The 24,261-nt window shown below is 45.5% G+C and carries 25 protein-coding genes and 1 other RNA gene; 8 read left to right on the top strand and 18 right to left on the bottom strand.

What is annotated here, in order from left to right:
- Positions 1 to 5 precede the first annotated feature (5 nt).
- From ICN21_RS04600 to ICN21_RS04575, 6 genes are all read right to left on the bottom strand, one after another.
- Positions 6 to 527, bottom strand: a complete 522-nt coding sequence (locus tag ICN21_RS04600) for a chromate transporter (RefSeq protein ID WP_216177009.1) — start codon at positions 525 to 527, stop codon at positions 6 to 8.
- Positions 524 to 1,063, bottom strand: coding sequence for a chromate transporter (locus ICN21_RS04595; RefSeq protein WP_215295509.1), 540 nt, complete (start codon positions 1,061 to 1,063; stop codon positions 524 to 526). The genes ICN21_RS04600 and ICN21_RS04595 overlap by 4 nt, the downstream gene beginning before the upstream one ends.
- A gap of 2 nt (positions 1,064 to 1,065) precedes the next feature.
- The gene (locus tag ICN21_RS04590) at positions 1,066 to 2,043 is read right to left on the bottom strand and encodes a D-2-hydroxyacid dehydrogenase family protein (protein ID WP_216177007.1); all 978 of its coding nucleotides are present in this window, start codon (positions 2,041 to 2,043) and stop codon (positions 1,066 to 1,068) included.
- Between the two features lie 21 nt (positions 2,044 to 2,064).
- A complete protein-coding gene (locus ICN21_RS04585; protein ID WP_216177005.1) occupies positions 2,065 to 3,438 on the bottom strand; it encodes an MmgE/PrpD family protein in 1,374 nt (457 codons plus the stop codon).
- A 28-nt stretch (positions 3,439 to 3,466) separates the two neighbouring features.
- Positions 3,467 to 4,462, bottom strand: a complete 996-nt coding sequence (locus ICN21_RS04580) for a tripartite tricarboxylate transporter substrate binding protein (RefSeq protein ID WP_215295504.1) — start codon at positions 4,460 to 4,462, stop codon at positions 3,467 to 3,469.
- 82 nt (positions 4,463 to 4,544) lie between these two features.
- A complete protein-coding gene (locus tag ICN21_RS04575; RefSeq protein ID WP_216124896.1) occupies positions 4,545 to 5,315 on the bottom strand; it encodes a sulfurtransferase in 771 nt (256 codons plus the stop codon).
- Positions 5,316 to 5,404: 89 nt separating this feature from the next.
- On the opposite strand from ICN21_RS04575, the gene ICN21_RS04570 reads away from it, so the two are divergent.
- The 7 genes from ICN21_RS04570 to ICN21_RS04540 all read left to right on the top strand — a co-directional run bounded on the left by ICN21_RS04570 (position 5,405) and on the right by ICN21_RS04540 (position 12,100).
- The gene (locus tag ICN21_RS04570; RefSeq protein ID WP_216177003.1) at positions 5,405 to 6,406 is read left to right on the top strand and encodes a tripartite tricarboxylate transporter substrate binding protein; all 1,002 of its coding nucleotides are present in this window, start codon (positions 5,405 to 5,407) and stop codon (positions 6,404 to 6,406) included.
- 9 nt (positions 6,407 to 6,415) lie between these two features.
- Entirely contained in the window at positions 6,416 to 6,967 is a 552-nt protein-coding gene (locus ICN21_RS04565; RefSeq protein ID WP_215295499.1) for a carboxymuconolactone decarboxylase family protein, read from the top strand.
- A gap of 21 nt (positions 6,968 to 6,988) precedes the next feature.
- A complete protein-coding gene (locus ICN21_RS04560; RefSeq protein ID WP_216177001.1) occupies positions 6,989 to 7,843 on the top strand; it encodes a pirin family protein in 855 nt (284 codons plus the stop codon).
- A 14-nt stretch (positions 7,844 to 7,857) separates the two neighbouring features.
- Complete coding sequence (locus tag ICN21_RS04555; protein ID WP_216177126.1) at positions 7,858 to 9,027, top strand: class I SAM-dependent methyltransferase; 1,170 nt, start codon at positions 7,858 to 7,860, stop codon at positions 9,025 to 9,027.
- A gap of 161 nt (positions 9,028 to 9,188) precedes the next feature.
- On the top strand, positions 9,189 to 9,755 hold the full coding sequence (locus ICN21_RS04550; RefSeq protein WP_216176999.1) for an energy transducer TonB: 567 nt from the start codon (positions 9,189 to 9,191) through the stop codon (positions 9,753 to 9,755).
- A gap of 5 nt (positions 9,756 to 9,760) precedes the next feature.
- A complete protein-coding gene (locus tag ICN21_RS04545) occupies positions 9,761 to 9,937 on the top strand; it encodes a hemin uptake protein HemP (protein ID WP_323481956.1) in 177 nt (58 codons plus the stop codon).
- An 84-nt stretch (positions 9,938 to 10,021) separates the two neighbouring features.
- Positions 10,022 to 12,100, top strand: coding sequence for a TonB-dependent receptor domain-containing protein (locus ICN21_RS04540; protein ID WP_216176997.1), 2,079 nt, complete (start codon positions 10,022 to 10,024; stop codon positions 12,098 to 12,100).
- 39 nt (positions 12,101 to 12,139) lie between these two features.
- Here the strand turns inward: ICN21_RS04540 and ICN21_RS04535 are convergent, their stop codons facing one another.
- From ICN21_RS04535 to ompA, 12 genes are all read right to left on the bottom strand, one after another.
- On the bottom strand, positions 12,140 to 12,532 hold the full coding sequence (locus tag ICN21_RS04535; RefSeq protein WP_215295491.1) for a cupin domain-containing protein: 393 nt from the start codon (positions 12,530 to 12,532) through the stop codon (positions 12,140 to 12,142).
- A 22-nt stretch (positions 12,533 to 12,554) separates the two neighbouring features.
- The gene (locus ICN21_RS04530) at positions 12,555 to 13,718 is read right to left on the bottom strand and encodes an acyl-CoA dehydrogenase family protein (protein WP_216176995.1); all 1,164 of its coding nucleotides are present in this window, start codon (positions 13,716 to 13,718) and stop codon (positions 12,555 to 12,557) included.
- Positions 13,715 to 14,908 carry a CaiB/BaiF CoA-transferase family protein gene (locus ICN21_RS04525; RefSeq protein ID WP_216176993.1) on the bottom strand — a complete coding sequence of 398 codons (1,194 nt, stop codon included), beginning with the start codon at positions 14,906 to 14,908 and terminating at the stop codon, positions 13,715 to 13,717. Before ICN21_RS04525 ends, ICN21_RS04530 begins: the two co-directional genes overlap by 4 nt.
- A 20-nt stretch (positions 14,909 to 14,928) precedes the next feature.
- Positions 14,929 to 15,894 (bottom strand): tripartite tricarboxylate transporter substrate binding protein, encoded by a 966-nt coding sequence (locus tag ICN21_RS04520; protein ID WP_216176991.1) that lies wholly within the window; start codon positions 15,892 to 15,894, stop codon positions 14,929 to 14,931.
- Position 15,895: 1 nt separating this feature from the next.
- Positions 15,896 to 16,822, bottom strand: coding sequence for a hydroxymethylglutaryl-CoA lyase (locus ICN21_RS04515; RefSeq protein WP_216176989.1), 927 nt, complete (start codon positions 16,820 to 16,822; stop codon positions 15,896 to 15,898).
- Positions 16,819 to 17,589, bottom strand: a complete 771-nt coding sequence (locus tag ICN21_RS04510; protein WP_216177124.1) for an enoyl-CoA hydratase/isomerase family protein — start codon at positions 17,587 to 17,589, stop codon at positions 16,819 to 16,821. The genes ICN21_RS04515 and ICN21_RS04510 overlap by 4 nt, the downstream gene beginning before the upstream one ends.
- A 73-nt stretch (positions 17,590 to 17,662) precedes the next feature.
- The gene (locus ICN21_RS04505) at positions 17,663 to 18,250 is read right to left on the bottom strand and encodes a mobile mystery protein B (RefSeq protein ID WP_370624046.1); all 588 of its coding nucleotides are present in this window, start codon (positions 18,248 to 18,250) and stop codon (positions 17,663 to 17,665) included.
- Positions 18,247 to 18,705: a mobile mystery protein A gene (locus ICN21_RS04500; protein ID WP_216176985.1), complete on the bottom strand. Its 459-nt coding sequence runs from the start codon at positions 18,703 to 18,705 to the stop codon at positions 18,247 to 18,249. Before ICN21_RS04500 ends, ICN21_RS04505 begins: the two co-directional genes overlap by 4 nt.
- A gap of 197 nt (positions 18,706 to 18,902) precedes the next feature.
- Positions 18,903 to 19,261, bottom strand: a transfer-messenger RNA (tmRNA) gene (gene ssrA, locus ICN21_RS04495).
- A gap of 64 nt (positions 19,262 to 19,325) precedes the next feature.
- Positions 19,326 to 20,006, bottom strand: a complete 681-nt coding sequence (locus ICN21_RS04490; protein WP_216176983.1) for an HAD-IA family hydrolase — start codon at positions 20,004 to 20,006, stop codon at positions 19,326 to 19,328.
- 8 nt (positions 20,007 to 20,014) lie between these two features.
- Entirely contained in the window at positions 20,015 to 20,704 is a 690-nt protein-coding gene (ubiG, locus tag ICN21_RS04485; RefSeq protein WP_216176981.1) for a bifunctional 2-polyprenyl-6-hydroxyphenol methylase/3-demethylubiquinol 3-O-methyltransferase UbiG, read from the bottom strand.
- Between the two features lie 97 nt (positions 20,705 to 20,801).
- On the bottom strand, positions 20,802 to 21,383 hold the full coding sequence (ompA, locus tag ICN21_RS04480; RefSeq protein ID WP_216176979.1) for an outer membrane protein OmpA: 582 nt from the start codon (positions 21,381 to 21,383) through the stop codon (positions 20,802 to 20,804).
- Between the two features lie 160 nt (positions 21,384 to 21,543).
- On the opposite strand from ompA, the gene gyrA reads away from it, so the two are divergent.
- A complete protein-coding gene (gene gyrA, locus ICN21_RS04475) occupies positions 21,544 to 24,252 on the top strand; it encodes a DNA gyrase subunit A (protein WP_216124917.1) in 2,709 nt (902 codons plus the stop codon).
- Positions 24,253 to 24,261 lie beyond the last annotated feature (9 nt).

Raw genomic sequence — 24,261 nt, 5'->3', positions numbered from 1 at the left:
CCTTATTAGACGATACCTGATAAACCTAGTGCGGCTGCGATGACTATCAGATACAAAGGGTGCCAACGTGTAAAGAAGGTAATCGCAATCGTAGTCATCGTCAATATATAAGCCGCGACACTTTGATTGATTTGTAAAGAAATTTGCCAGGCTGAAGAAAGTACCAAGCCAATGGCTAGCGCTGCCGCAGCATATTGAATCGATTTCTTTTTCAGAGGATCTTTGATGCCCATAATGAGCCGCTGTAAGTAGAAGATCAAAATAGAAGATGGCCATGCAATAGCAAAGGTGGCAACGAGTGCACCAATGACACCATAGATATGCCAACCCAATAGAGTGACGGTCATAAAATTGGGGCCGGGTGCTGCTTGGGCGATTGCAAAATAGTCTGAGAAAGTTTGCACATCAACCCAATGCTCTTGGTTTACAGCCAAGTTAAATAGCACCGGAAGCAGGGCGTTCACCCCACCAAATGCAATCAAAGAGAATGCAGACAGTTTTAGAAAAAGACTGATGAGAATACTCATTCTGAATGGGCCTTTTTCCAGGCTAAGACCAATGCTAATGGCGAGGAGATGAGTACCACCCAACCTAAGCCAAGATGGAAATAGCTAGCAGCAAGTATGGTGACAATGACCACAATCAACATCGCTGGATATCGAAACTCATCCTTAAGCATTTTGAAGCCTGTAGAAGCAATCAAGCCAACACCCACGGCCGATATTCCTCGAAGTACACCTTGGACGGAGTCAAGATATCGATAGTGTTCATACAAAAGGGCTAACACCATGACGATCGAGATGGGTCCTAGAGTCAAACCCAATACAGCGGCAATAGCGCCTCTGGCACCGCCAAAACGAGAGCCAATACACACTGCGAGGTTGACAATGTTAGGCCCAGGAACAATTTGGCAGATACCCAGAATGGCGCTAAATTCCTCAGAGGTCAAAATCTTATCGCGCTCAACCAAGGTTCTTCTGGCCCAAGGTAAGACCCCACCAAACCCAGACATCCCGATTTTGCTAAAGCTAATAAATAGCTCGAGAGGTGTGAGCGTTTTCAAAATTACTGTGGCTTAAAAGGATGAGGTATGGGTTTGTTATTCAACCAGGCATCTAGTGTTTCAGTAATGCCTTTTGAGAAGCTAGCAAAAATTGGCTCTGCAATAAAGCCTAAATGGGGAGTTACTAAAAGATTGGGGGTATTACGTAAAGGATCTTTTTCTGGGAGGGGCTCAATGTCAAAGACATCGACAGCTGCCTGCCCTGGCCTGCCAGCTGCCAATGCTTTTTGCAGATCGCTCATATTGATGAGCGCAGAGCGTGAAGTATTTACCAGGATAGAGTCAGGGCGCATTAAAGCCAATTGATCTGCGCTAATCAGCCCCTTGGTTCCAGGACCAGCTACTAGGTGCATTGACACAATCTTCGATGTGGAAAGTAATTCTTCTAGGCTCACTGCTTTTGCATTTTCTACAGCAGCTCGTTCAGGAGTCATGCGCGGGCTCCACGCAACGACTTCCATGCCAAAGGCTGCGCCTACGCGTGCAACGCGACTACCAATGGCGCCAAGACCCATGATGCCTAAGCGCTCACCTGAGAGCATGGGAAGAACCGATAGTTGATCACGCCAACCACCAGAGGCAATCAGTTTGTTTTCCTCAATCAGGCGCTTTGAGGCCCCAAGAATGAGTGCCCATGTGAGTTCCGCAGTAGTTTCTTTGGATGGGCCGCCGGGCGAGCAGGCTATCGGAATATTGCGTGCGATTAATGCTGAAGCATCCAAGGTGCCATTACGTTCACCAGTAAACATGAGAAATTTCAGCTTATGCAAGCGCGCAATCATGGCTTCATTAAATGGGGAGCGATCCCGCACGATTGCAATCGCATCAGCATCTTTAACAGCTTCATAGAGCGCCTCATCACGCAGGGGCTCATGATGAAAGGTAAGGCTTGCTTGCTGTTCTAACTTCTCCCAGTTAGAAAAGCGAGCCAGAGCGCGTTCGTAGTCGCCAAGGATGACGATGTTTGGTAATGAGGCCATAACTCGATACTTTCTTTAAATTTAGTCAGGTGTGCAAAGGCTCAAGATTTGCTTGAGATCTGATGCATTGCCAAGCTTCCATAATGCTGAGATGAGTTGACGAGTTTTTTCTTTACCGATGATGGGTTCAGCCAAATTTGTGAATTTCTGTTCTAAATTAGCATCACTCATTGGATTTTCGACAGAGCCAATAGCATTCTTCACAAATACATGTACTTCTTTACCGTCTTTTAAGAACGCTTTGACATCAACTGAAGCTTCGTCAATAGAAGTGTCGGTAGTAGCATTTACTTTGGCGCGCAAGGCCACGACATCTGCGCGATTGACGATGTCATCAGCATACTCACCTTCACCCGCTTGACCAAAAATTAAGCCAACAGCGCAGCCGTGGTACACGCTAAATTTCCCTTCGAGACCATCTTTCGGAGTCTTCTTGCCAGTGAGCTCCAAGACCAGAGGGTGCACACGTAATTCAATACGCTCCACTTCCTCTGCCTTAACGCCTTGGGCGCGTAATTGTGCGCAAGCATCAATCGCAGGGTGAATCACAATGCCACAAGCAAAGGGCTTGTAAGTATTTAAAGAAATCTCAAATGATTTTCCGAGGGCGCGATCAATTTCTGACCAGTCACATTTCGTAGAAACAGTTTGCATATAGCCGCGACCCGCTTCTAATGCTTTCGGGCTCGAAGTGAACCCATGCTTAGCAAGTAATGCAGAGAGTTGCCCTGCGCGTGCTGCACCACCTGGATGAAATGGCTTTGTCATTGTGCCAAATTGCTCACGCATTCCAACTGGTTGTGATGCGGCAATACCCAGTGCCATGGTAGTTTTCTGTAGATCAAGACCCATTAAGCGTGAGCAAGCTGCAGCAGATCCGAGCATACCGGTTGAGCCAGTGATGTGCCAACCACGGTGGTAGTGATCTGGATACATTGCATTACCAACGCGGCAAGCAACATCGATACCTAAAACTAAAGAGTCAATGATTTGACGACCATTGGCATTAATGTGTTCGCCTAAAGCCAAAATTGCAGAAGCTACTGGACCTGCAGGGTGGATCACAGTTTTGAGGTGAGTGTCATCGAAGTCAAAAGTATGTGAGCTGATGCCGTTGATTAAGGCAGCGCCACCCATATCAACTTTATCTTTTCGACCTAAGATGCTGGCTTGTGGTGCTGGCTGGAATTCGCGAATAGCGGCTAAAGACGATTCAACACTTTCATGATTGGCAGCGCCAATAGCACAACCTAGCCAGTTGAGAAAAGTCCGGTGAGCTTCGTGATCCACCTCTGGTGTCCAGCCTTGGCTTGGATGGGAGGTAACAAACTCTGCCAACATTTTGGTAACGGGTGGTGCATTTAAATCGGCTGCTGCAGCAATAGCGTGAGACATATGTTTTCCTATTCTTAATGGGTTATTTTTATTCGAGTTCAATATGACGATCTTTTGCAACCTTAGCCCAGCGTGCAATATCTTCTTTGATGTAATTTGTAAACTGGGGTGGTGTCATTGGCATCAAAGTCATCGCCTCGCTGGTCATTTTTTCTGAGAAGTCAGGCAAGGCGAGAACTTTGTTAAGTTCACTATTGAGCTTGGTGACGATCGCAGGTGGCAAATTCGCGGGTCCTACTAGTCCATACCATTGTTGGCCATCAAAACCGCTGAAACCTAGCTCTTTAAAAGTCGGAATGGTGGGAGCAGCGGAGCTGCGTTTGGCGCCTGTTACCGCCAGTCCACGCACACGATTTGTGTTGATATAAGGTAAAGCAGCAAACAGGGTGGGGAGCATGGCTTGTGTCTGGCCTGCTAACAAATCGGTATAAGCAGGACCAACCCCGCGATAAGGAATGTGAACCATAAAGATTCCAGCCGCTAATTTCAGTTGCTCCATTCCGAGGTGAGTGAGCGTTCCTGGACCAGCAGAACCATAACTTAACTTAGCAGGGTTCTTTTTAGCGTAATCAACAAACTCTTTAAAGTTTTTAATCGGTAAATCAGAGTTAATCACAAGTACGTTTGGTGTTGCGCCAATCATGCCGATCGGTGTGAAGTCTTTAATGGCGTCATAAGGCAGACGACGAACTGCTGGGTTGGTGCCATGAGTCCCCACATAGGCAATCATCAGAGTGTAGCCATCAGCAGGTGCCTTGGCGATTACTTGAGAAGCAATGGTGCCACCACCACCACCCATATTTTCAACCACAATAGTTTGACCAATCGAGCGAGACAATTTTTCTGCAACAGCCCGGGCAATGTTATCGAGCCCACCACCGGCAGCAACTGGTGCAATCAACTTGATCGGCTTAGTTGGATAAGCGGGTGTCTGCGCTTGAATGCTAAGACTCGTTGTGAGTCCGATCAAAGCAAAAAGAAAAGATAAAAAAATCGGCGTTTGCCTATAAATAGATTTAGACATGTCTCAAGTCCGAATGATTGTTACTGATTAAGGTAATGCAGGTAAAACATTTTACTATTGATGCTCAGTATTGGCTATCAAGTCAGCCAGTTTTGAGCTTTTTCCGAATCGATTGCTCTAAGGGTATGGTGTCTAGATTGGGTTCTAGCGCTTCTCGCTCATCAAACACAAAGCAGGTGCCCTGATAGTGGGCAGAACCAACCTCTTCGAAGTACTTGAGGATGCCACCTTCCAGTTGGTAGCTATGCTCCATGCCGATTTCTCGCATGTAGAGTCCTGATTTTTCGCAACGTATTCCGCCAGTGCAAAAACTGACTAGGGTTTTATCGGCCAACTCTTCCTTATGCGCAGAGATGGCCGCAGGAAATTCGGTGAACTTCTCAATATTAAAGTGCAGGGCATTTTCAAAAGTGCCGTAGTCCACTTCAAATGCATTGCGCGTATCGACCATCACTACCGGGCGGCCTAAATCATCAGTGCCTCGATCTAACCACTCTTGTAATTTTTTTGGGGAAATAAAATTCGCTCGACCTTTCTCTGGCTGAATGCTTGGATGATTCATGCGAATAATTTCATTCTTGAGTTTGATGAGCATTTTTTTAAACGGCTGCTCATCCGACCAACTTTCTTTTGCCTGCAAAGGTGCAAAGCGAGAGTCGGTACGTAGCCAATCTAAAAATCCACGTAAGGCATCTGTTTTACCTGCGAGAAATAGATTGATGCCTTCGCCAGTGAGCAGAATGGTGCCCTTGAGTTCTCTGGCGTTGCATTCATCGAGCATTTTGGCGCGCAGTTCTGGCAGCTCATCTAAGCTGACAAATAAATAGGCGGCAATGTTCAAAATCGACTTCATGTTTTTTCTCTTCAAGCTACCCCAGCATTATCGAGCAAATAGGGCTTGAGGGTGGTAATCTTGAGGTCTTATTCAAAGGAGACGAATCCATGCTAGATATGGCAAAAAAGGCTAAAAGAGTCCTGTTCCTGGCTTTATTAGCTCTCGGGGTCAGTAACCATGCCTTGGCACAAACTGCGGGCACCGGTGCTTGGCCAACCCAGAAACCTATTCGCTTGATTGCTGTTTTTCCTCCTGGTGGATCTGTAGACCAGGTAGCCCGAATTTTGGCTCCTGCACTACAGGCCGAACTAAAACAAAATGTGATCGTTGAAAACATCGGCGGTGCTTCAGGCGTGATTGGTACATCTGCCATGACGCGCTCTGATCCTGACGGCTATACCTTCGCAGCAGTTTTTGATACCCATGGCGTGAACCCGAGTCTCAAAGATAAGCTCCCCTACGACACGATTAAAGATATTGCGCCGATCATTTTGGTAGGTACTTCACCAATGGTGCTGGTTGCTAGTAAGAACTCCGGCATTACCAGTTTTAAACAGATTGTTGAGCAATCCAAAGCAGGTAAGAAATTTAGCTACGGTTCTATCGGTATAGGTAGCTTAGGGCACTTAGCGATGGCGCGTTTGGCAAAGCAGGCAGGCTTTGATTGGAACCACATTCCTTATCGTGGCGGTGGCCCTTTAATGCAAGACGTTTTGGGCGGTCAAGTTGAGCTAGCAATTGGTTCAGAGTTCTTGGTAAAGCCGCACATTGAAAGTGGTGGCGTTATTCCTTTGGTGATTACTACTGCAAAGAGATCTCCAGCCTTGCCAAATGTTCCAACCATTGCTGAGAGTGGTTTCCCTGGCTTTAGTGCGCCAGCATGGTGGGCAATATTGGCGCCTGGCAAAACACCACCAGCCATTGTGGATGCGATGAATAAGGCTTTGAATAAAGCCTTAAAGACCCCAGTTGTAGCTGAGAAATTTAAATCTCAAGGCATTGAAATCATTGGCGGCACTCCTGAAACTGCGCGCGAATTTATTGGCAAGCAAATTGGTATCTGGGGTAAGTTCGTGATTGAAAACAATATTAAAGAAACCGCTCAATAGAAAGTATTTATGTCAGAACGTTTAATTCCCTATCAGCCCATGGACTTGGCTGAACCAGCTGAGCTAGTTGCCGCCATTCGTCAGCGTCGTGGCGGTCAGTTTATTAATTTGGATCGTATGCTATTGCATAGCGTGCCGGTTGCCGAGGGTTGGAATCATTTCATCGGTGAGATTCGGAATAATCTTTCGCTAGATCCCAAGTTGCGTGAGTTGGCGATGTGTGGTGTTGCGGTATTGAACGGCGCTGAATATGAGTTCTTTCATCATGCACCCCCTTTTAAGAAAGCCGGTGGTACAGAAGAACAAGTTCAGGCTTTGCGTTTAATTGGTCAGTCTAGCTTCCCTAGAAATCTGTTCTCCCAGGTGGAGAATGATGCTGCAGACCTGACTTTCCAAATGACTCGTAATATCAAAGTAGATTCTGAATTGATGAAGCGTTTGCAAAAAGAGCTGGGTAGCACTGATACAGTCGAATTAGTAACAGTGATTGCTGCTTACAACATGGTGTCACGCTTTTTGATTGCTTTGGATGTGAATCCTGAAGATCATCCACCAGCCTGAAGCGAAGATAACAATTCTTCAATGATCCGCAATATCCAAACGATTATTCCAGGCATCGCTACTACTGATGGCGCAGGCGTGAAGTTGCGACGCAGCTTGGGGGGTCAACAGCAAGTCAGGCTTGATCCCTTCTTGATGCTCGATGAGTTTTCATCGAATGATCCGAATGATTATGTGGCAGGATTTCCAGCGCATCCTCATCGTGGTTTTGAGACGGTGACTTATATGCTTGAAGGGCACATGTTGCACGAGGATCACTTGGGCAATCAAGGGCATCTCAAAACAGGCGGAGTGCAGTGGATGACGGCAGGACGCGGAATCATCCACTCAGAAATGCCACAGCAAGTAAGCGGCGCAATGCGAGGCTTTCAGCTATGGATTAATTTACCCGCTAAAGAAAAAATGAAGCAAGCTGGCTATCAAGACATTCAAGTAGAAGATATTCCAAGGACATCGTTGCTGAATGGTGGATCTGTGAAGGTGATTGCAGGCTCTTATGAGGACGGGGTTGCAAGTATTCAAGGGCCTATTCAGGGGATTACTACTACGCCTTTATTTCTAGATGTACATTTGCCTCCTAATGCAGAGTTTGAGCATCGCGTTGCCAAGGAACTCAACGCATTTGTGTATATCTATGAAGGCAATCTTGAGCTTGGTGGTCCCATGAAGGCTGCACCCAAGCAGGCTGCGATCGTATTAGGTGATGGTGATTTGCTCAAGGCGAAAGCTGGTGCTGAAGGCGCGCAGTTTATTGTGCTTGCAGCACTACCTTTGCATGAGCCGATTGTTCAATACGGCCCCTTTGTAATGAATACACGCTCTGAGATTGAACAGGCCATCGACGATTACCAAAACAATCGCTTTGTGACCTCTTGAATGATTCATTCGTGATGATCCATTGGGACGAGGCGGGTCAATCTTGCGCTGCTAAATGGCATTCCGAAAATGGTATTGCTTTGCATAAAAAAATTCAGATTGGCGACGATACGCTAACGGCAGATATTGCATACCGTATGGCATGCGAAGGTACTGCAATTCTCTATAGAGGCGACTTTCAGAATGCACGCCAGTTACTGCAAGCTTTAGTCAGAAGAGTAGATAAGCCATCCAAAAAATCTAAACGGGTGGATCGTATCGAAAAAGACAAAACAAAAAGTTCTCTAGATACTTTCAATTTGCATCGTCTCTCTCAATCACAGCGTGCTCGTATTTTAGGAATGTTGCTCATTCAAGTGAATGCAGATCACACCATTTCCTTAAGGCGCGCTCCAGATGTGGCACAAGCTTGTCTTGAGGCATATGGGGATCAGAATGAGTCGTATGTCATCTCCTTACGAGAATTACTCGGTGTTATCAGTGCGCATGAGTGGCGCAAGAAGGGCGTGCCGATTTTGGCAAGAGATGATGAAGAGATTCGCATTCATCCACACTATGGCGTTTTTTCACCAATTCGCGGGGAATATATTGAGCTTGTTCTCAAGGCACCACTTCCAAGCGCCCTCAAAGAAAATTCGACTGCTTTTGATATCGGTGTGGGTACAGGCGTCCTATCAATAGTATTAGCAATGCGAGAAATCAAAAAGATCATTGGCACTGATCAAGATGATCGCGCCATTGCTTGTGCACAGGAAAATATTGATCGCCTGAATCTGGACAATCAGATTGAAATTCAAAAAAGGCATTTGTTCCCTGAAGGAAACGCGGCCTTGGTTGTCTGTAACCCACCTTGGCTACCAGCAAGACCAAGTTCATCTCTGGAGCATGCGGTTTATGATCCAGATAGTCAGATGCTCAAGGGTTTCTTAAGTCAATTGAAAGATCACTTACTCCCAAAAGGTGAGGGTTGGTTGATTCTGTCAGATCTAGCCGAGCACTTAGGCTTGCGTACCAGAGAAGAGTTACTTGCTTGGATTGATGCTGCTGGTCTCAAGGTGATTGCTCGATTGGATACCAAGCCACAACATCAAAAGGTATTTGATAAGACGGATGCATTACATAAAGCCCGATCTCAAGAGACTACATCTCTCTGGCGTCTAGCAATATTTGGCAATACTCATTAGTAAAAATATCCCTACAGCATCTATCCTCATTTGCGTCAGGGTTGTTAATAGCAAGCTTCATCCCTAAAATCATTCGGTACTACTTTTATTTGCGATGTGTTTTACACAATCGTCAGTAAATATATTGTGATGTTCTGCCCATTGGTTTTTAAGGAAGAAATGTGTATTGCGGCTTGCAAATCAGAAATTTTTATCTTATTTTATTTGTCCTGATTGCTCATGCCCTTCTGTTGGTTGGCTCATTGATTCCTTATTCTGCGCGAGGTTTGAAATCACCCTCTGAACTGATGATGATGGATTTACGAGATTCAGATCAGGGTTTATCGCTGCAGCGAAAATCCGTGATAACACTACAAGCCAGCACATCAAATACATCATCTACCAGTATTCAATCAGATTCTCCTGGGAAGCAAGCCTCTCTTCCTCTTGCCCAAGACGCCCTAATACCTGGCGCCATCGGTCGACAAAAAATTGATGGTTCAAAACCTACTTACCCTTTAATTAGTAGGCGTCTTAAGCAGGAGGGCATCGTTCTAGTGAAACTCTGCGTTAACCCAAGGGGTACTGTAGAAAAAGTCGATGTTCTTAGGAGCTCTGGATATCCAAGTTTAGATAATTCGGCATTGAATGCATTAGCAAAATGGAAGTTTGCATCTTCTGCGGATTCATTTGATAGCAATGCAGTTGACTGTTTCCGTTTGCCAGTGCAATTTACCTTAGAGGCTTAATCTCAATGGATAACAGTATGGCTAATTCTGAGCTAAAGCCCAACGCATCTTGTCGAGATCTACCTCAAATTATTTCCAGCAAAACTTTACTGGGTCCAAAAGAACTAATATTCATTGAGCATGATGGGCATCGATATCAATTACGTATCACCAAATTGAGGAAGCTCATTCTCACAAAATAAGCAGTTTATCAATTAGCAGCCAGCAAGAGCATTTTCATATGCAAATAGCCAGCGATTTTTTGTTCTTATCACTGGAGGTTGTATATGAAGTATCACGTCATTGGAAGCGCCTGCAATAAGATTGTTTGGTTTTCATCTATCGCGTTAGTGTTTGGAAGCGCACTTTCAAATTTAGCAAAAGCCAAGGATATTGAACTACCCAGAATCGATATTGTGGCAAAAGAGGAGGGTGCTTCTCGTCAGATTCCTGGAACAGTTGACGTTGTGACTGAAAAGCAAATTGAATTACTTCAGCCACTTTCTCTTCAAGATGTATTAAAAACAGTCCCAGGTGTAAACGTTCGCGGAGACGAGGGCGGTCTTGGATCTATTCCTAATATTGGTATTCGCGGATTGAACCCCAGTCGCAGTTCTAAAGTCCTGCTTCTAGAGGATGGGGCACCCATTCAACCCAGCTTATTTATTTCCAATGCCTCGTACTATAGTCCTCCAGTCGAACGTATTAGTAGTATTGAGATCTTAAAGGGTGCTTCTGGACTTCAGTACGGCCCTTCCAACATCGGTGGCGTCATCAATTACCTGAGTAAAACTCCCGCTTCAGGTTTTAAATTAACCGGCAAGCTTGGTAATTATGGATACCATTTGGCAGAAATAGAGGCTGGCGGAAAATCTGATTCCAATGGAATGATTGGAGGGATTAATGTCATCCAAGCTGAGTCGAATGGTTATCAAAATAATGGATTCAAGATGTATGACATCTTGCTCAAAGGAGGTATGCAAGTTGCTCAGAATCAGTGGTTAAGTCTGAAATATAGCCACTACGACAACAACATCAATACCTCTTATGTTGGTCTACGCCCAAATCAGTTTGTAGCGAACTCGGGCATTAATCCAGCCCCTAACGATCGCTTTATTACGCAAAGAAATGCAGTAGACATTAACCATTCCTTGGAGATTGACTCTGATACCAAGGTCAATACATTGGTGTATTGGAGTAGGCTGGGGCGAGATTACTGGAGGCAGTCTATTGCAGATCGCACCCAGGATGCAACAGTTTTTAAGCCCTGTAATGTTGGGGCAGATTGTTTGGCAGGTCGCAATCGAGAGTTTCAAATGCTAGGAATAGATTCCCGTGTTTCACATGCCTATGAAGCTCTTGGTATCTCTAATGAGGCTGAGTTTGGTGTTCGCCTGCATACAGAGTCACAGTCTAATCAAGTCGTGACTTCACAAACCTTTGCACATTCTGGACGGCTTTCATTACATGAGGAAAATAAGGCTAACTCAGTTGCAATGTACGCTCAAAACCGATTCTCAATTACTCAAAACTTTGCCCTGATTCCTGGGGTCCGAATTGAAAGCTATAACCAAAATCGTTCTAATGTGATTTCAGGTAAAAGTGGTAATGCCAAGAATATTGAAACTGTTCCCCAGCTCGGTGCCACCTGGCAGCTCATTCCAGAGGCACAGATTTATAGCAGCATTTATAAGGGCTTTGCTCCAGCTCAATTAGCTACAGCAATTGATGATAAAGGAGTAGATCAACAGCTTGCTCCAGAGCGTTCCACAAATATGGAGCTGGGATTGAGGGGGCGCTCGGGAGCTCTTTCTTATGACTCTGCTGTTTTCAGTATGGATTTCAGTAATCAGATCGTCAATCAGAGTCTTGCTTCAGGAATATCAAAAGCAAATGGCGGAAAGAGTCTGCATCAAGGTCTTGAATTGGCTTTAGGCTATGAGCTGGGTCGAGGCTGGAGTCTCAACACTAATGCAACCTATATACCTGTTGCTAAGTTTGTTGGTACGAGCTCAATGGGAAGGGATGGCAAACGAATTCCTTACACGCCCGAGCTCACTTCTAACTTAGGTATCAATTATCAAAAAAATGGCTTCAATACTTTAGTCTCAGTCAATTATATTTCTGCTCAATACGCTGATGCAGCAAATACAGTTACACAAAATGCAATTGGAACGCTGGGTGAGATTCCTGCCTTCGCAACGGTTAACTGGAGTGCAAACTACGCTATCAATAAAGAGTGGAAAGTATTTGGCGTGGTGAATAATCTATTCGATAAGCGTTATATCGCTAGCCGTAGCCCAGATGGAATCTTTCCAGGGGCGCCCCTTAATTTCCAAGCGGGCATGAGTTATCAGTTCAATTAACTAGATAGAAAAATGCCACTCTTGTGAGTGGCATTTGCCTCAGGTTGGTCTGATAACTCTTTTGGGGTTCTCTTCATAAGGTGGAGAGTAGATGACCAAGACCTTCACTGGTTCTTCACTGATGACGGTAAATACATGCATGGCATCTGCAGGGAAAAAACAGGCATCACCTGGGCCCATTTCACAGACTTCGCCATTCACTTCAGCTCTGGCGCGTCCTTCGAGCATATAGCAGACCTGTTCTATTCCAGGGTGAGCATGGGGTAGAGCGCCCTTACCTTTTTCAATGGTGCCATGAAGCACTTCTAACTGTTTTGCGCCGACAGTCTCACTACCGATGAGTCGACGATTGACGGTCCCATGATGGTTTGCTGGGTGATAGCCTTCAACTTCTCCAGCCTTAACGAAGTAACGGGATTTAGTATTGCTCATCGATGTGCTTTCTAAATAAATATCAATAAGATTTTGGCAGGCCTAAGACCTTTTCGGCAATAAAACAAAGAATGAGTTGTGGGCTAACCGGGGCTAAACGTGGAATCCATGACTCTCGAAGATAGCGCTCTACATGGTATTCCTTGGCATAACCCATGCCACCATGAGTCATGATGGCATTCTCGCAGGCATGAAAACAGGCTTCTGCTGCTAGGTACTTAGCAGCATTTGCTTCTGCGGCGCAAGACAGTTTTGCATCATACAAACTCGCAGCCTTAAATACCATGAGGTCAGCAGCTTCTAATTCCATCCAAGATTTAGCTAGTGGGTGTTGAATGCCTTGGTTTTGACCAATAGGTCGATCAAACACAATCCGTTCTTTTGCATACAGAGCTCCGCGAGCTAAGGCTGCTTGACCAAGACCAATGGCTTCAGCCGCAATCAAAATTCTTTCGGGATTTAAGCCATGCAGAATATAAGAGAAGCCTTTACCCTCTTCTCCAATTAAATCTTGTACTGGAATCTTTAGCTGATCAATAAACACTTCGTTAGAGTCGACACATTTACGACCCATTTTTTCAATTTCACGCACATCAATACAGGAGCGATCGAGGTCGGTATAAAACAGGGATAGACCTTCAGTGCCCTTCGCGTCTTCAACAGGCGTAGTACGTGCTAGCAGTAAAATTTTTGTAGCAACCTGAGCGGTCGAAATCCAAATCTTTTGTCCGCTTACAAGGTAGTGATCTCCCTGTTTCTCGGCTTTAGTCGAAAGCTTTAGGGTATTGAGGCCAGCATTAGGTTCTGTCACCCCAAAACAGGCGCGATCTTTGCCTGCAATCAATGGCGGTAACCAGCGTTGCTTTTGTTCATCTGAACCAAATACGACTACTGGGTGCAAACCAAAAATATTCATGTGCACTGCAGAGGCCCCGGATAAGCCTGCGCCACTTCCTGAGATGGAGCGCATCATTAAGGCGGCTTCAGTAATGCCTAGACCTGCACCACCATATTCTTGGGGCATTGCTATTCCCAGCCAGCCAGCATCGGCTAGTGTTTGATGGAAATCAAAGGGAAAGTCGCCCAACTGGTCTTTTTTAAGCCAATAGTCTGCATCGAATGGTTTACACAGTTTTTCAATAGCATCTTGAATTTGCAGCTGCTCTGGCGTGAACTGAAAATTCATTTTTTCATTCCTGAACGGATTAAGGATGCAATGGCATCTTCTGCGTAACCCAGTTCCCGCAAAATCTCGGCAGTGTGTTGACCGAGTGTGGGGGCGGGACTGAGGTTTTCTTCTGCAGGCGTTTCAGACCAAGATACGGGGCTATTCATGACCCGAATTTGTCCTTCACTCGGATGATTTTCAGTATGAATGAAGGCAGTCTGATTGAGGTGCTCATCCTGAATCAAATCGCTAATTGAATTCATGGGCTGATTTGGTAGGTCGTACTGATCCAGAAGTTGACGCCACTGCGAAGTAGTTCTGGTTTGAATGATTTTCTCAACCTCGCTATAAACCTGGTCGATATTGTTGGCGCGATTCGTGTGCGTACAAAAGATTTCTTCCTGTAGTCGCTCTGCTTGGCCAATGGCCTCAAAAAAACTTTTCCAATGTTTATCGTTATAGATCAGGATGGAGATATAGCCATCTTGTGTGGCATATGGTTTGCGGTAGTGGGATAGAAGTCGGGCATATCCCGATTTACCAATCGGGGGGATGAAGGATTCTCCGCCTAGGTGATCTCCTAAAATAAACTGGGCAATCGATTCAAACATGGGAACTACAACGTGTTGCCCCTTACCTGTTTTTTCTCTGGCGTATAGGGCTGAAGTCACTGCATATACTGAATGAAGACCCGTGACCCTGTCTCCCAGAGTAGTCGGGGCATAGCGAGGTTCGTGTACCCCATGTTCTTGCATTAACCAGGGTACACCTGTGGCGCCTTGGATCAAGTCATCGTAAGCAGGTTTATCTGCATATGGTCCATTCAGGCCAAATCCTGAGCAGGAAACATAAATGATTTTCTCATTTACTTTTTTTACATCTGCATAACCCAAGCCAAGACGATCGAGCGCTTGAGGTCTGATATTAGAAATAAAGACATCTACCGTTTTCGCAAGATCTAATGTGACTTGCTTGGATTCGGAATTTTTGAGATCCAAAACGATACTCTTTTTACCGCGATTGGCTTGTAAAAAGATGTGACCCATCTTTGGATTTCTCATGGGGCCAACATCGCGCATATTGTCACCCTCAGGGGTTTCAATCTTAATAATTTCTGCGCCCATGGATGCCAATATTTGAGTCGCAAAAGGTCCCAATATGACTGAGGTCAAATCTAAAATGCGAACGCCAGCTAATGGGCCCATCATATTCCTTGAGAATCTACGAATTAGTTAAGTTCAGACTTAATGCCTGATTGAATAATCAACTTACCCCAGTAAGCCATTTGATCACTAACGTATTGAGCAAAGTCTTGTGGGTTCTTGGATGGCCAAATGACAAAGCCAAGTTGTGCTAATTTGGCTTGCACTTCTTTATCTTTAGTAGCCTCTTGAATTGCAGCATTGATTTTGTCTATGATGGGCTTAGGAAGATTGGCCGGACCAAAGACTCCATTCCATGACACAAGATCAAAGCCGGCGATGGTTTTCGCAATAGGCGGAACATTCGGTAATTGTGCATAAGGTCTGTTACCAGTTAAACCAATGGCGCGTACTTTACCGGCTTTAATCATCGCCATCCCTGAACCTGTATCTGCCACATATACCTGAATTTGATTTCCAATAAGATCCGTCAGCGCTTGTGGGCTAGATTTATAGGGAATTTGTGTCATGCTAATTTTGGTCAAATGCATGATCGTTTCGGTTGTCACTAGTGAAGTACTGTTTGGTGTGCCATAAGATAGTTTGCCAGGATTGGCTTTGGCGTAATCAATCAGTTCTTGGACGGTTTTAACGGGGAGGTCGTTGTTCACACAAAGCACGAATGGAAGTTCACCAACGCGTGCAATCGGTGTGAAGTCTTTAATGGGGTCGTACTTTAGATTTTGAAATAACCAAGGGTTGGCTGAGTGCGAAGTATTGGTAGTCATCAACAGGGTATAGCCATCAGGCTTGGCTGAGGCTACAAGTTGAGCGCCAATCTGTGCGCTCGCACCAGGTTTGTTGTCAATGATGACGGGCTGTCCTAATATGCTACTCATCTTGGTTGCCATCACACGAGCGACCCCATCTGTCCCGCTACCAGCTGCAAAAGGTACAACCATCGTGATATTCGAGGACGGATAGCTTTGCGCGGCACAGTGTAATGAGCCTGCAGTAAGCGCGAGTGCAAAGAGTGTACATAATCTATTCATATTAATCTCCGGTTGATTTTTTAGCGGCAAGTGCTCGTCCAACCCGAGAAGCATTAGGCTTGCCAATTGTATTGGTGATGTATTCGCCAATGTTTACAGCAGCATCAAAGTCTATACCTGTTTCAATGCTCAACCCTTTGAGCATATATAAGACATCTTCGGTAGCGACATTGCCAGTTGCACCTTTGGCATAAGGGCAGCCACCTAATCCAGCGATAGAGGAGTGAAAAATACTGATACCCATTTCCATGGCAGCATAAATATTGGCAAGCGATTGCCCATAGGTGTCATGAAAGTGCCCAGAGAATAATTCTTTAGGAGCAAATGCCAGTATTTCTTCAAATACTGCAGCAACCTGTCCGGGAGTGCCCACTCCAATCGTATCTGCAATATCGATTTCATCGCAACCTAAATCCATCATTCTTTTAACTACCTCAGCAACTTGCCTAGGCTCTACTAAACCTTGATAGGGGCAAGCAAATGAACATGAGATGCTGCCGCGAACCCGAATACCATCACGTTTGGCGGCATTGACTACAGGAATAAAACGCTCAACCGATTCAGCGATACTGCAATTGATATTTTTTTGAGCAAAGACTTCGGAGGCAGCAGAAAAGATGACGATCTCATCTGTTTTTGCTGCTAATGCGTCCTCATATCCTTTCATATTGGGGGTGAGGGCCGAATAGATGATGTCTGATTTCCTGGCAATCGTAGCCATCACTTCAGCGCTGCCTGCCATTTGTGGAATCCACTTAGGCGATACAAAGGAGGCTGCTTCGATATTGGGGAAGCCTGCATTGGAAAGTTGATTGATGAGCTCAACTTTGATCTCAATGGGCACAAACTCTTTTTCATTTTGCAAGCCATCTCTAGGGCCTACTTCAACGATCTTGACCTTTTTAGGAAGATTTGGTGATGACTTCATTTGCTTTTCTCGAGAAAGGCTTTCATGCGAGCTTGCGCTTCATCACTTGTACGAATACTAGCGATCCGTTTTACGGTCTCCTCAATTAAAGGATTTGTAATAGCTTGATGTGAAATATCCTGCACAATTTTTTTGCACGCCATCACCGCCATTTGACCATTACTGATGATGCTTTGGCAGATCTCATTGACTTTACTGTCAAGTGCTTCTGGGTCAGCTAGCTCATGGACAAAACCTAGATCCTTTGCATGAGCAGCAGTAAAGACTTCTGCAGTAACAAAATATCTACGTGATGCTTGTTCACCTAGCGCTCTAATGACATAAGGGGCGATTGTTGCTGGTAACAAACCTAATTTAGCTTCCGATATGCAGAAGCGAACTTGTGAGGAGGCAACTACGATGTCGCATACTGCAGCTAATCCGACGCCACCAGCATAGGCATCGCCTTGTACTTTGGCAATTACTGGTTTTGGGCAGGAATAAATGGCATTGAGCATCAGCGCCATCTTTCTAGAGTCAGCAATATTTTCTTCATTGGTGAAGTTGGCCATGTTCTTCATCCAATTGAGATCAGCACCCGCACAAAAACTTTTACCCATAGCTTGAAGCACAATCACTCGACAGTGATCATCAGCCCCTAACTTTGTAAAGACATCATGCAACTCGCCAATCAAACCCGCGTTAAAAGCATTGCGAACTTCAGGTCGGTTTAAAGTAACTCGCACCAAGTCCGCACCCTCAACGGCGAGGTATTGGTAGGTAGGCAATTGATCGTTGGCCAACTTCAGTCTCCAGTTTCTTGATTTTTCTTTAATTTACTGGAAACCCAGGAATTTCGTTTTATTGTCTAGCAAAATCCATTAACGGCGCGATATCGCTCTTATCCGCAGTGCGCAGTGCTGATAAGTAGTTTTGGCGGACAACATCTAGGTTGGTGATTGCAGTATTGCTACCCCAAGAAAATCTCTTGCCACCAAGATTGACAATGAGTGCGTCTGCTATAAGGCGAGCATGTCGACCATTACCGTTCGGAAACGCATGGATTAGCACAAGTTGATGATGAAAGCGTACTACGATTTCATCAATGGACATCACCTTATTTTTAATCTGATAGCTAGTGTTATCTAAGAGATTCTTAAGGGCAACAGCAATCTGGGTCCAGTCAATACCGATATTCTTGGCGCTCTTTCTGAACGTGCCAGCCCAGAGCCATGTTTGGTTAAACATACGGCGATGTAGCTCACGTACGAGCCCTTCATTCAAGCCTTGAATAATCTTTTGACGCGCGATCCAATTTGCGCCTTCGACAATATTCAATTCTTCCCAAGCATTTAAATCAGCTTGCGTACTAATGTGTTTTGGAATGAGACCAAGGGCTTCATCTGGATCAATCGGAGTAGCCCCTAGCGGATATTCAAAACGAATCACCACAGATTCCTTCTAGGACCATCCAGAATCTCTTTTGCCAGTAGTTGGAGTTGCTTTTCACTGGCAGACTTGTCCACCGCCTGATCTTCAAGACTCATTGAGTGAGAAATGGGGCGCAAGCGCTCCCGCGCAACCGAAATGGCACGATCTTCCAGGATTTCCTCTAATGACTTGCGTGGCACCAGGGTATATTGCAATTCACAATCTAAAGCGTCAGCCAGTTTTCTAAGACTAGCCAAGGTGATTTTTTCATCTACCTCAGCTTTTTCTAGCTTGGCGATGCTATGGGGTGTAACACCCAGCTTACGAGCCAATGCAGATGCTGACATGCCTAAGGATTCTCGAATGGCTTTAGCCCACCCATTACCTGGGCGGTTTGGAAGGTGAGTTTCCCTTAACTTAGTAAGGGTAGATTCCATTTGATGGAGCTGTAGGTTAGCGAATTTCTTATTCATATTGATACCTATGGGTATTAATTAATAATCATAATTGTAACCTATAGGTATCAATAATAAAACTAATTTAATACCTATAGGTACCAAATTTCTATAAGAACAAAGGTTTTTTACCACAATAGACTTATAAACCTGCCTTGACTGCAAAGAAAAACGCCACCCTGGTGGGTGGCGTTGGACTGTTACATACTTCAAAATGGTGGAGTCGGCGGGAATCGAACCCGCGTCCGCAAATCCTCCACAACAAGTTCTACATACTTAGTCATATCGTTTGATTTAATCAGTTAGGCACGGATTGACACGTTCCTCGCTGACGATTCACTAGGTTTTCGTACTATTCTTCGTGACACAAAATAGTCTTATCTCTTGTATATGACCCTGATGTAGCTTGCGCTACCTGACCCAAGAGAGAATCAGTTCAGGGGCAACCGCAATTAAGCGGCTAGTGCGTAACGTTCGTCGTTAGCAGTTATTACATTCCCATTGATTTACGAGATAACGGGTCCTCGGTATGCCCTTGATGCTTTGTAATCCACGTCGAAACCATGTCGACCCCAGAGTTCATGCATAGGAAGGTCTATTTTAAAGCCGCTGGCCTTAAATTGTTAAATATCTTTGACTTAACCCTGATTGGGGAAGATGATTTTTATTAGTTCGAGTGGGGAATTGATAATGAAATCTGCGCCCCAGGCCTCAGGAGGCTCTTTGCAGCCACAATAGCCATAGGCAGCCGCAACAGTTTGCATGCCCGCTGCTTTGCCTGCAATCACATCCCGAATATCGTCGCCAATGTAAATAGATTTTGCAGGGTCAATGCTGGCGATCCTTGCGGCATGCAATATCGGCTCAGGATGGGGTTTTGCATGCGCTGTAGTGTCACCCGAGACTGTCGATATGGCCCTTTGATGTAGACCCATTTGTTCAGTAATGGGCTTAGTAAATCGTTCATGTTTGTTGGTAACAATTCCCCAAGGAATGCTGGCGGCTTCGAGTTGATCTAGCACCTGACTTATCCCATCAAATAAAGTGCTATTCACCATCAGCGCATTTTGGTAATTACTTAAAAATTCATCTCGCAAAGAGAGGTAATCGGGGTGATCGGGTCTCATTCCGAATGCACCTTCAATTAGCCCGCGGGCACCAGCAGAGGCATAAGGGCGAAGCAGTTCATATGGTTTTGGCGATGCCTTGCGTGCTAGGACGAGTTGATTCACTGCAGCCACCAAGTCAGGCGCAGTATCTGCCAGAGTGCCGTCTAGGTCAAAGAAGACTCCCTCGTAAGGACTCGATAAATGATTCACGCTCTGAATCACTTTCGCACTGCAATCATGTAGTTCACATCTACATCATCATTCAAGCTATAGACTTGTGTGAGCGGGTTGTAAGTCATACCCTTCAAGTCAAGCATCTCCAAGCCTGCCTGTCGTGTAAAAGCGACCAACTCAGATGGCTTAATAAATTTAGCGTATTCGTGAGTACCTTTAGGCAGTAGTTTGAGGATGTACTCTGCGCCAATAATGGCAAATAAGTAGGACTTCGGATTGCGATTGAGGGTGCTGAAAAATAATGTGCCACCAGGTTTACAGAGTTTGGCACAAGCACGTACTACGGAAGCTGGGTCTGGAACGTGTTCGAGCATTTCCATGCAAGTAAGAACATCGTATTGTTCGGGATGTTCTTCAGCCAAGGCTTCTGCTGAGATAGAGCGATAGGTGAGCTTAGCGCCCACTTCTAATGCGTGTAGCTCTGCAACCTTTAATGCTTTTTCAGATAAATCGATGCCAGTAGTATCGGCGCCTGATTGTGCTATTGATTCGGCCAGAATGCCACCACCACAACCAATATCGACAACCTTCTTACCCTCAAGATTGATGATGGATTGAATCCAATTGAGGCGTAATGGATTGATTGCGTGCAAGGGTTTGAATTCGCTATTGGGATCCCACCAACGATGGGCTAGGGCGCTAAATTTAGCGATTTCAGATTGATCGACGTTCATATTGGGTTCGTTCAGTGTGAGACTGTTTGTGAAGTTTATGAATATAGTGGAAATAAAAAAGCCCGCTAGAAGCGGGCTTTTTTACAAGTAAAAAGAATTACTTAGCAGCTGTACCAACAACTTCGATGTCAGTACGGCGGTTCTTGGCGCGACCTTCTTCAGTTGCATTGCTTGCAACTGGATTGCTCTTACCTTTTGATTCTGTGTAGATACGGCTACCGTCAACACCCTTGCTTACCAAGTATGCTTTAACGGATTGCGCACGACGCTGACCGAGGGCCATGTTGTATGCATCTGAACCAACGCTATCAGTGTTACCAACAGCAATAATTACTTCTAACTTGATCTTGCCCAAATCTCTAGCGATCTTGTCCAAAGTTGCTTTGCCTTCTGGCTTCAAATCAGACTTGTTGAAGTCATACAGTGTGTCAGCTTGCAAAGTAATCTTGCTTTGGCTTACGCCAGAAGCGGCAGCAGCAGGAGCAGCAGTCAAAGCACCGTCGCAACCCTTAGCAGCAGTAGCTGGAGTCCAGCTGCTGTCACGCCAGCACAATGTGCCGTCGCCGTTTTTCCAAGATGTACCAGTTGAATTGACCCAGTTGTCAACCTTTTGAGCAGAAGTAGCAGTAGCAGCAATAGAAATTACGCCAGCAAGTACCAGTTTTAGGGTTTTGTTCATTTTTAGTCCTCAAAAATCTCTTTTTTAATTAAAGTCAAACTTAAATGTAATTCGCCCTACTTTGAAGCAAAAAACCGCAAAGCGACACATCTCAATTTCGTACAAACTGACAGAATCTTAGCATAGCGCCCCTCTGTCATCAAAATGATATTATTTCTAGATGGAACAAGCCGCTAAAGAAACACTACCAATATCCCTAGAAGACGAAATGCGGCGGTCCTATTTGGACTACGCAATGAGCGTCATTGTCGGCAGAGCCCTGCCAGACGTGCGTGATGGCCTCAAACCGGTTCACCGCCGGGTCTTATTCGCAATGTATGAATTAAACAACGATTGGAACCGGGCTTACAAAAAATCTGCCCGTATAGTTGGCGATGTCATCGGTAAATACCATCCGCACGGTGATTCTGCGGTGTATGACACGATTGTTCGGATGGCCCAGGATTTCTCTCTGCGCTATATGCTGGTTGACGGCCAGGGTAACTTTGGCTCCGTAGACGGCGATAACGCTGCTGCAATGCGGTATACGGAGATCCGTCTGCGCAAGATAGCCCATGAGCTTTTGGCAGATTTGGACAAGGAAACCGTCGATTTTGGGCCAAATTACGATGGTAGCGAGAAAGAACCCCTGATTCTTCCCGCAAAAGTGCCTAATTTATTGATTAACGGCAGTTCAGGCATTGCGGTAGGCATGGCGACCAATATCCCCCCTCACAACCTGGATGAGGTGATTTCAGCCTGTTTACACGTTCTCCACAACCCTGAATGCTCAATTGATGAGCTGATTGAGATCATTCCAGCTCCTGATTTTCCGACCGCCGGCATCATTTACGGGGTTCAAGGCGTCCGTGAGGGTTATCGCACCGGCCGTGGACGTGTAGTGATGAGAGCAAAGACTCACTTCGAAGACCTAGATAAAGGTGCCCGCCAAGCCATCATCGTTGATGAGTTGCCATATCAGGTGAATAAAAAGAACTTACTCGAGCGTATTGCTGAGTTGGTGAATGAGAAAAAAGTAGAAGGTATTTCTGATTTGCGTGACGAGTCGGATAAATCCGGTATGCGTGTTGTGATTGAACTCAAGCGCGGTGAAGTGCCTGAAGTCGTTCTCAATAATTTGTACAAGAGCACACAACTGCAAGATAACTTCGGTATGAACATGGTGGCATTGGTAGATAACCAACCACGCTTGTTGAACTTGAAGCAAATGCTGGAGTACTTCTTACAACATCGTCGCGAAGTGGTGACACGTCGCACTATTTTCGAGTTGCGCAAAGCACGCGAGCGTGGCCACGTCTTAGAAGGTCTTGCTGTTGCATTAGCAAATATCGACGAATTCATCGCGATTATTAAAGCTGCTGCAAATCCTGTGATTGCGAAGCAAGAGTTGATGGGTAAGGCTTGGGATTCATCGATGGTGCGTGAGATGTTAGCGCGCGCTGAGACGGATACACCGGGCGGTCGTAACGCTTATCGCCCAGAAGGTTTGTTGCCCGAGTACGGTATGCAAACGACTGGCTTGTATCGCCTGTCAGATAGCCAAGCGCAAGAAATTTTGCAGATGCGTTTGCAACGCTTGACTGGTCTTGAGCAAGACAAGATTGTGAATGAATACAAAGAAGTCATGGCAGAGATTTCTGACTTGCTCGATTTGTTGGCCAAACCAGAGCGCGTTACTTCTGTAATTGAGACTGAATTAAAAGAAGTCCAAGCAGAGTTTGGTAAAGCTGGCGGTGATAGTGGTCGTCGTTCATTTATTGAAATGAACGCAACCGAACTCTTCACAGAAGATTTAATTACTCCACAAGATATGGTGGTCACGCTTTCGCATACTGGTTACATGAAGAGTCAGCCTCTCAGCGAATATCGCGCACAAAAACGTGGCGGTCGTGGCAAGCAAGCTGCAGCTACTAAAGATGAAGATTGGATTGATACTTTATTCGTAGCGAATACACACGATACGATTCTGTGCTTCTCGGATCGTGGTCGTATGTACTGGCTGAAGGTGTGGGAAGTTCCGCAAGGAAGCCGCACCTCTCGTGGCAAGCCCATCGTCAACATGTTCCCGTTGATTGAAGGTGAAAAGATCACCGTGATTCTTCCAATCAAAGGCTATCAAGATGATCAATACGTCTTCATGGCAACGAGCTTGGGTACCGTGAAGAAGACCCGTTTGTCTGACTTCTCTAATCCACGTAAGGCCGGCATTATTGCGGTCGATCTCAATGAGAACGACTTCTTGGTTGGCGCAGCGATTACTGATGGTCAGCATGATGTGATGTTGTTCTCTGACGCTGGCAAGGCGGTACGCTTTGATGAGAATGATGTGCGTCCAATGGGTCGTACTGCACGTGGTGTGCGTGGCATGAACTTAGGTGAAGACCATCAGGTTATTGCTATGCTGGTTGCCCCAGCAGAGGCTGCTGAGGGTACTGAAGCGGTAGTTGTTGATACGAATGACATGGCGATTCCAAGTAGCGTCTTAACTGCTACTGAGAATGGTTATGGCAAGCGGACTCCAATCGCTGAATACACTCGTCATGGTCGCGGTACCAAGGGCATGATTGCAATTCAGACAACCGAACGTAACGGTAAGGTTGTTGCAGCAGCATTGGTATCACCGGAAGATCAAATTATGTTGATCACCACTGGTGGCGTCTTGGTTCGTACTCGGGTATCTGAAATTCGGGAGATGGGTCGCGCTACGCAAGGCGTGACTTTGATCAATGTAGATGAAGGTACTCGTTTATCTGGTTTGCAACGCATTGCTGAGAGCGATTCGGACGATGATGTTGATGATGCAGAAGAGGGTGATGTATCTTCAGATCCAGCAACTGACACCAATTCTGATGCGGCAGGTGACGCTTAAGGCGTCATC

The organism is Polynucleobacter sp. AP-Feld-500C-C5, assembly GCF_018882265.1.
Lineage (GTDB): Bacteria > Pseudomonadota > Gammaproteobacteria > Burkholderiales > Burkholderiaceae > Polynucleobacter.
The sequence above is the reverse complement of the archived record's forward strand: the minus strand, read 5'-3'. Positions and strand labels throughout refer to the sequence as shown.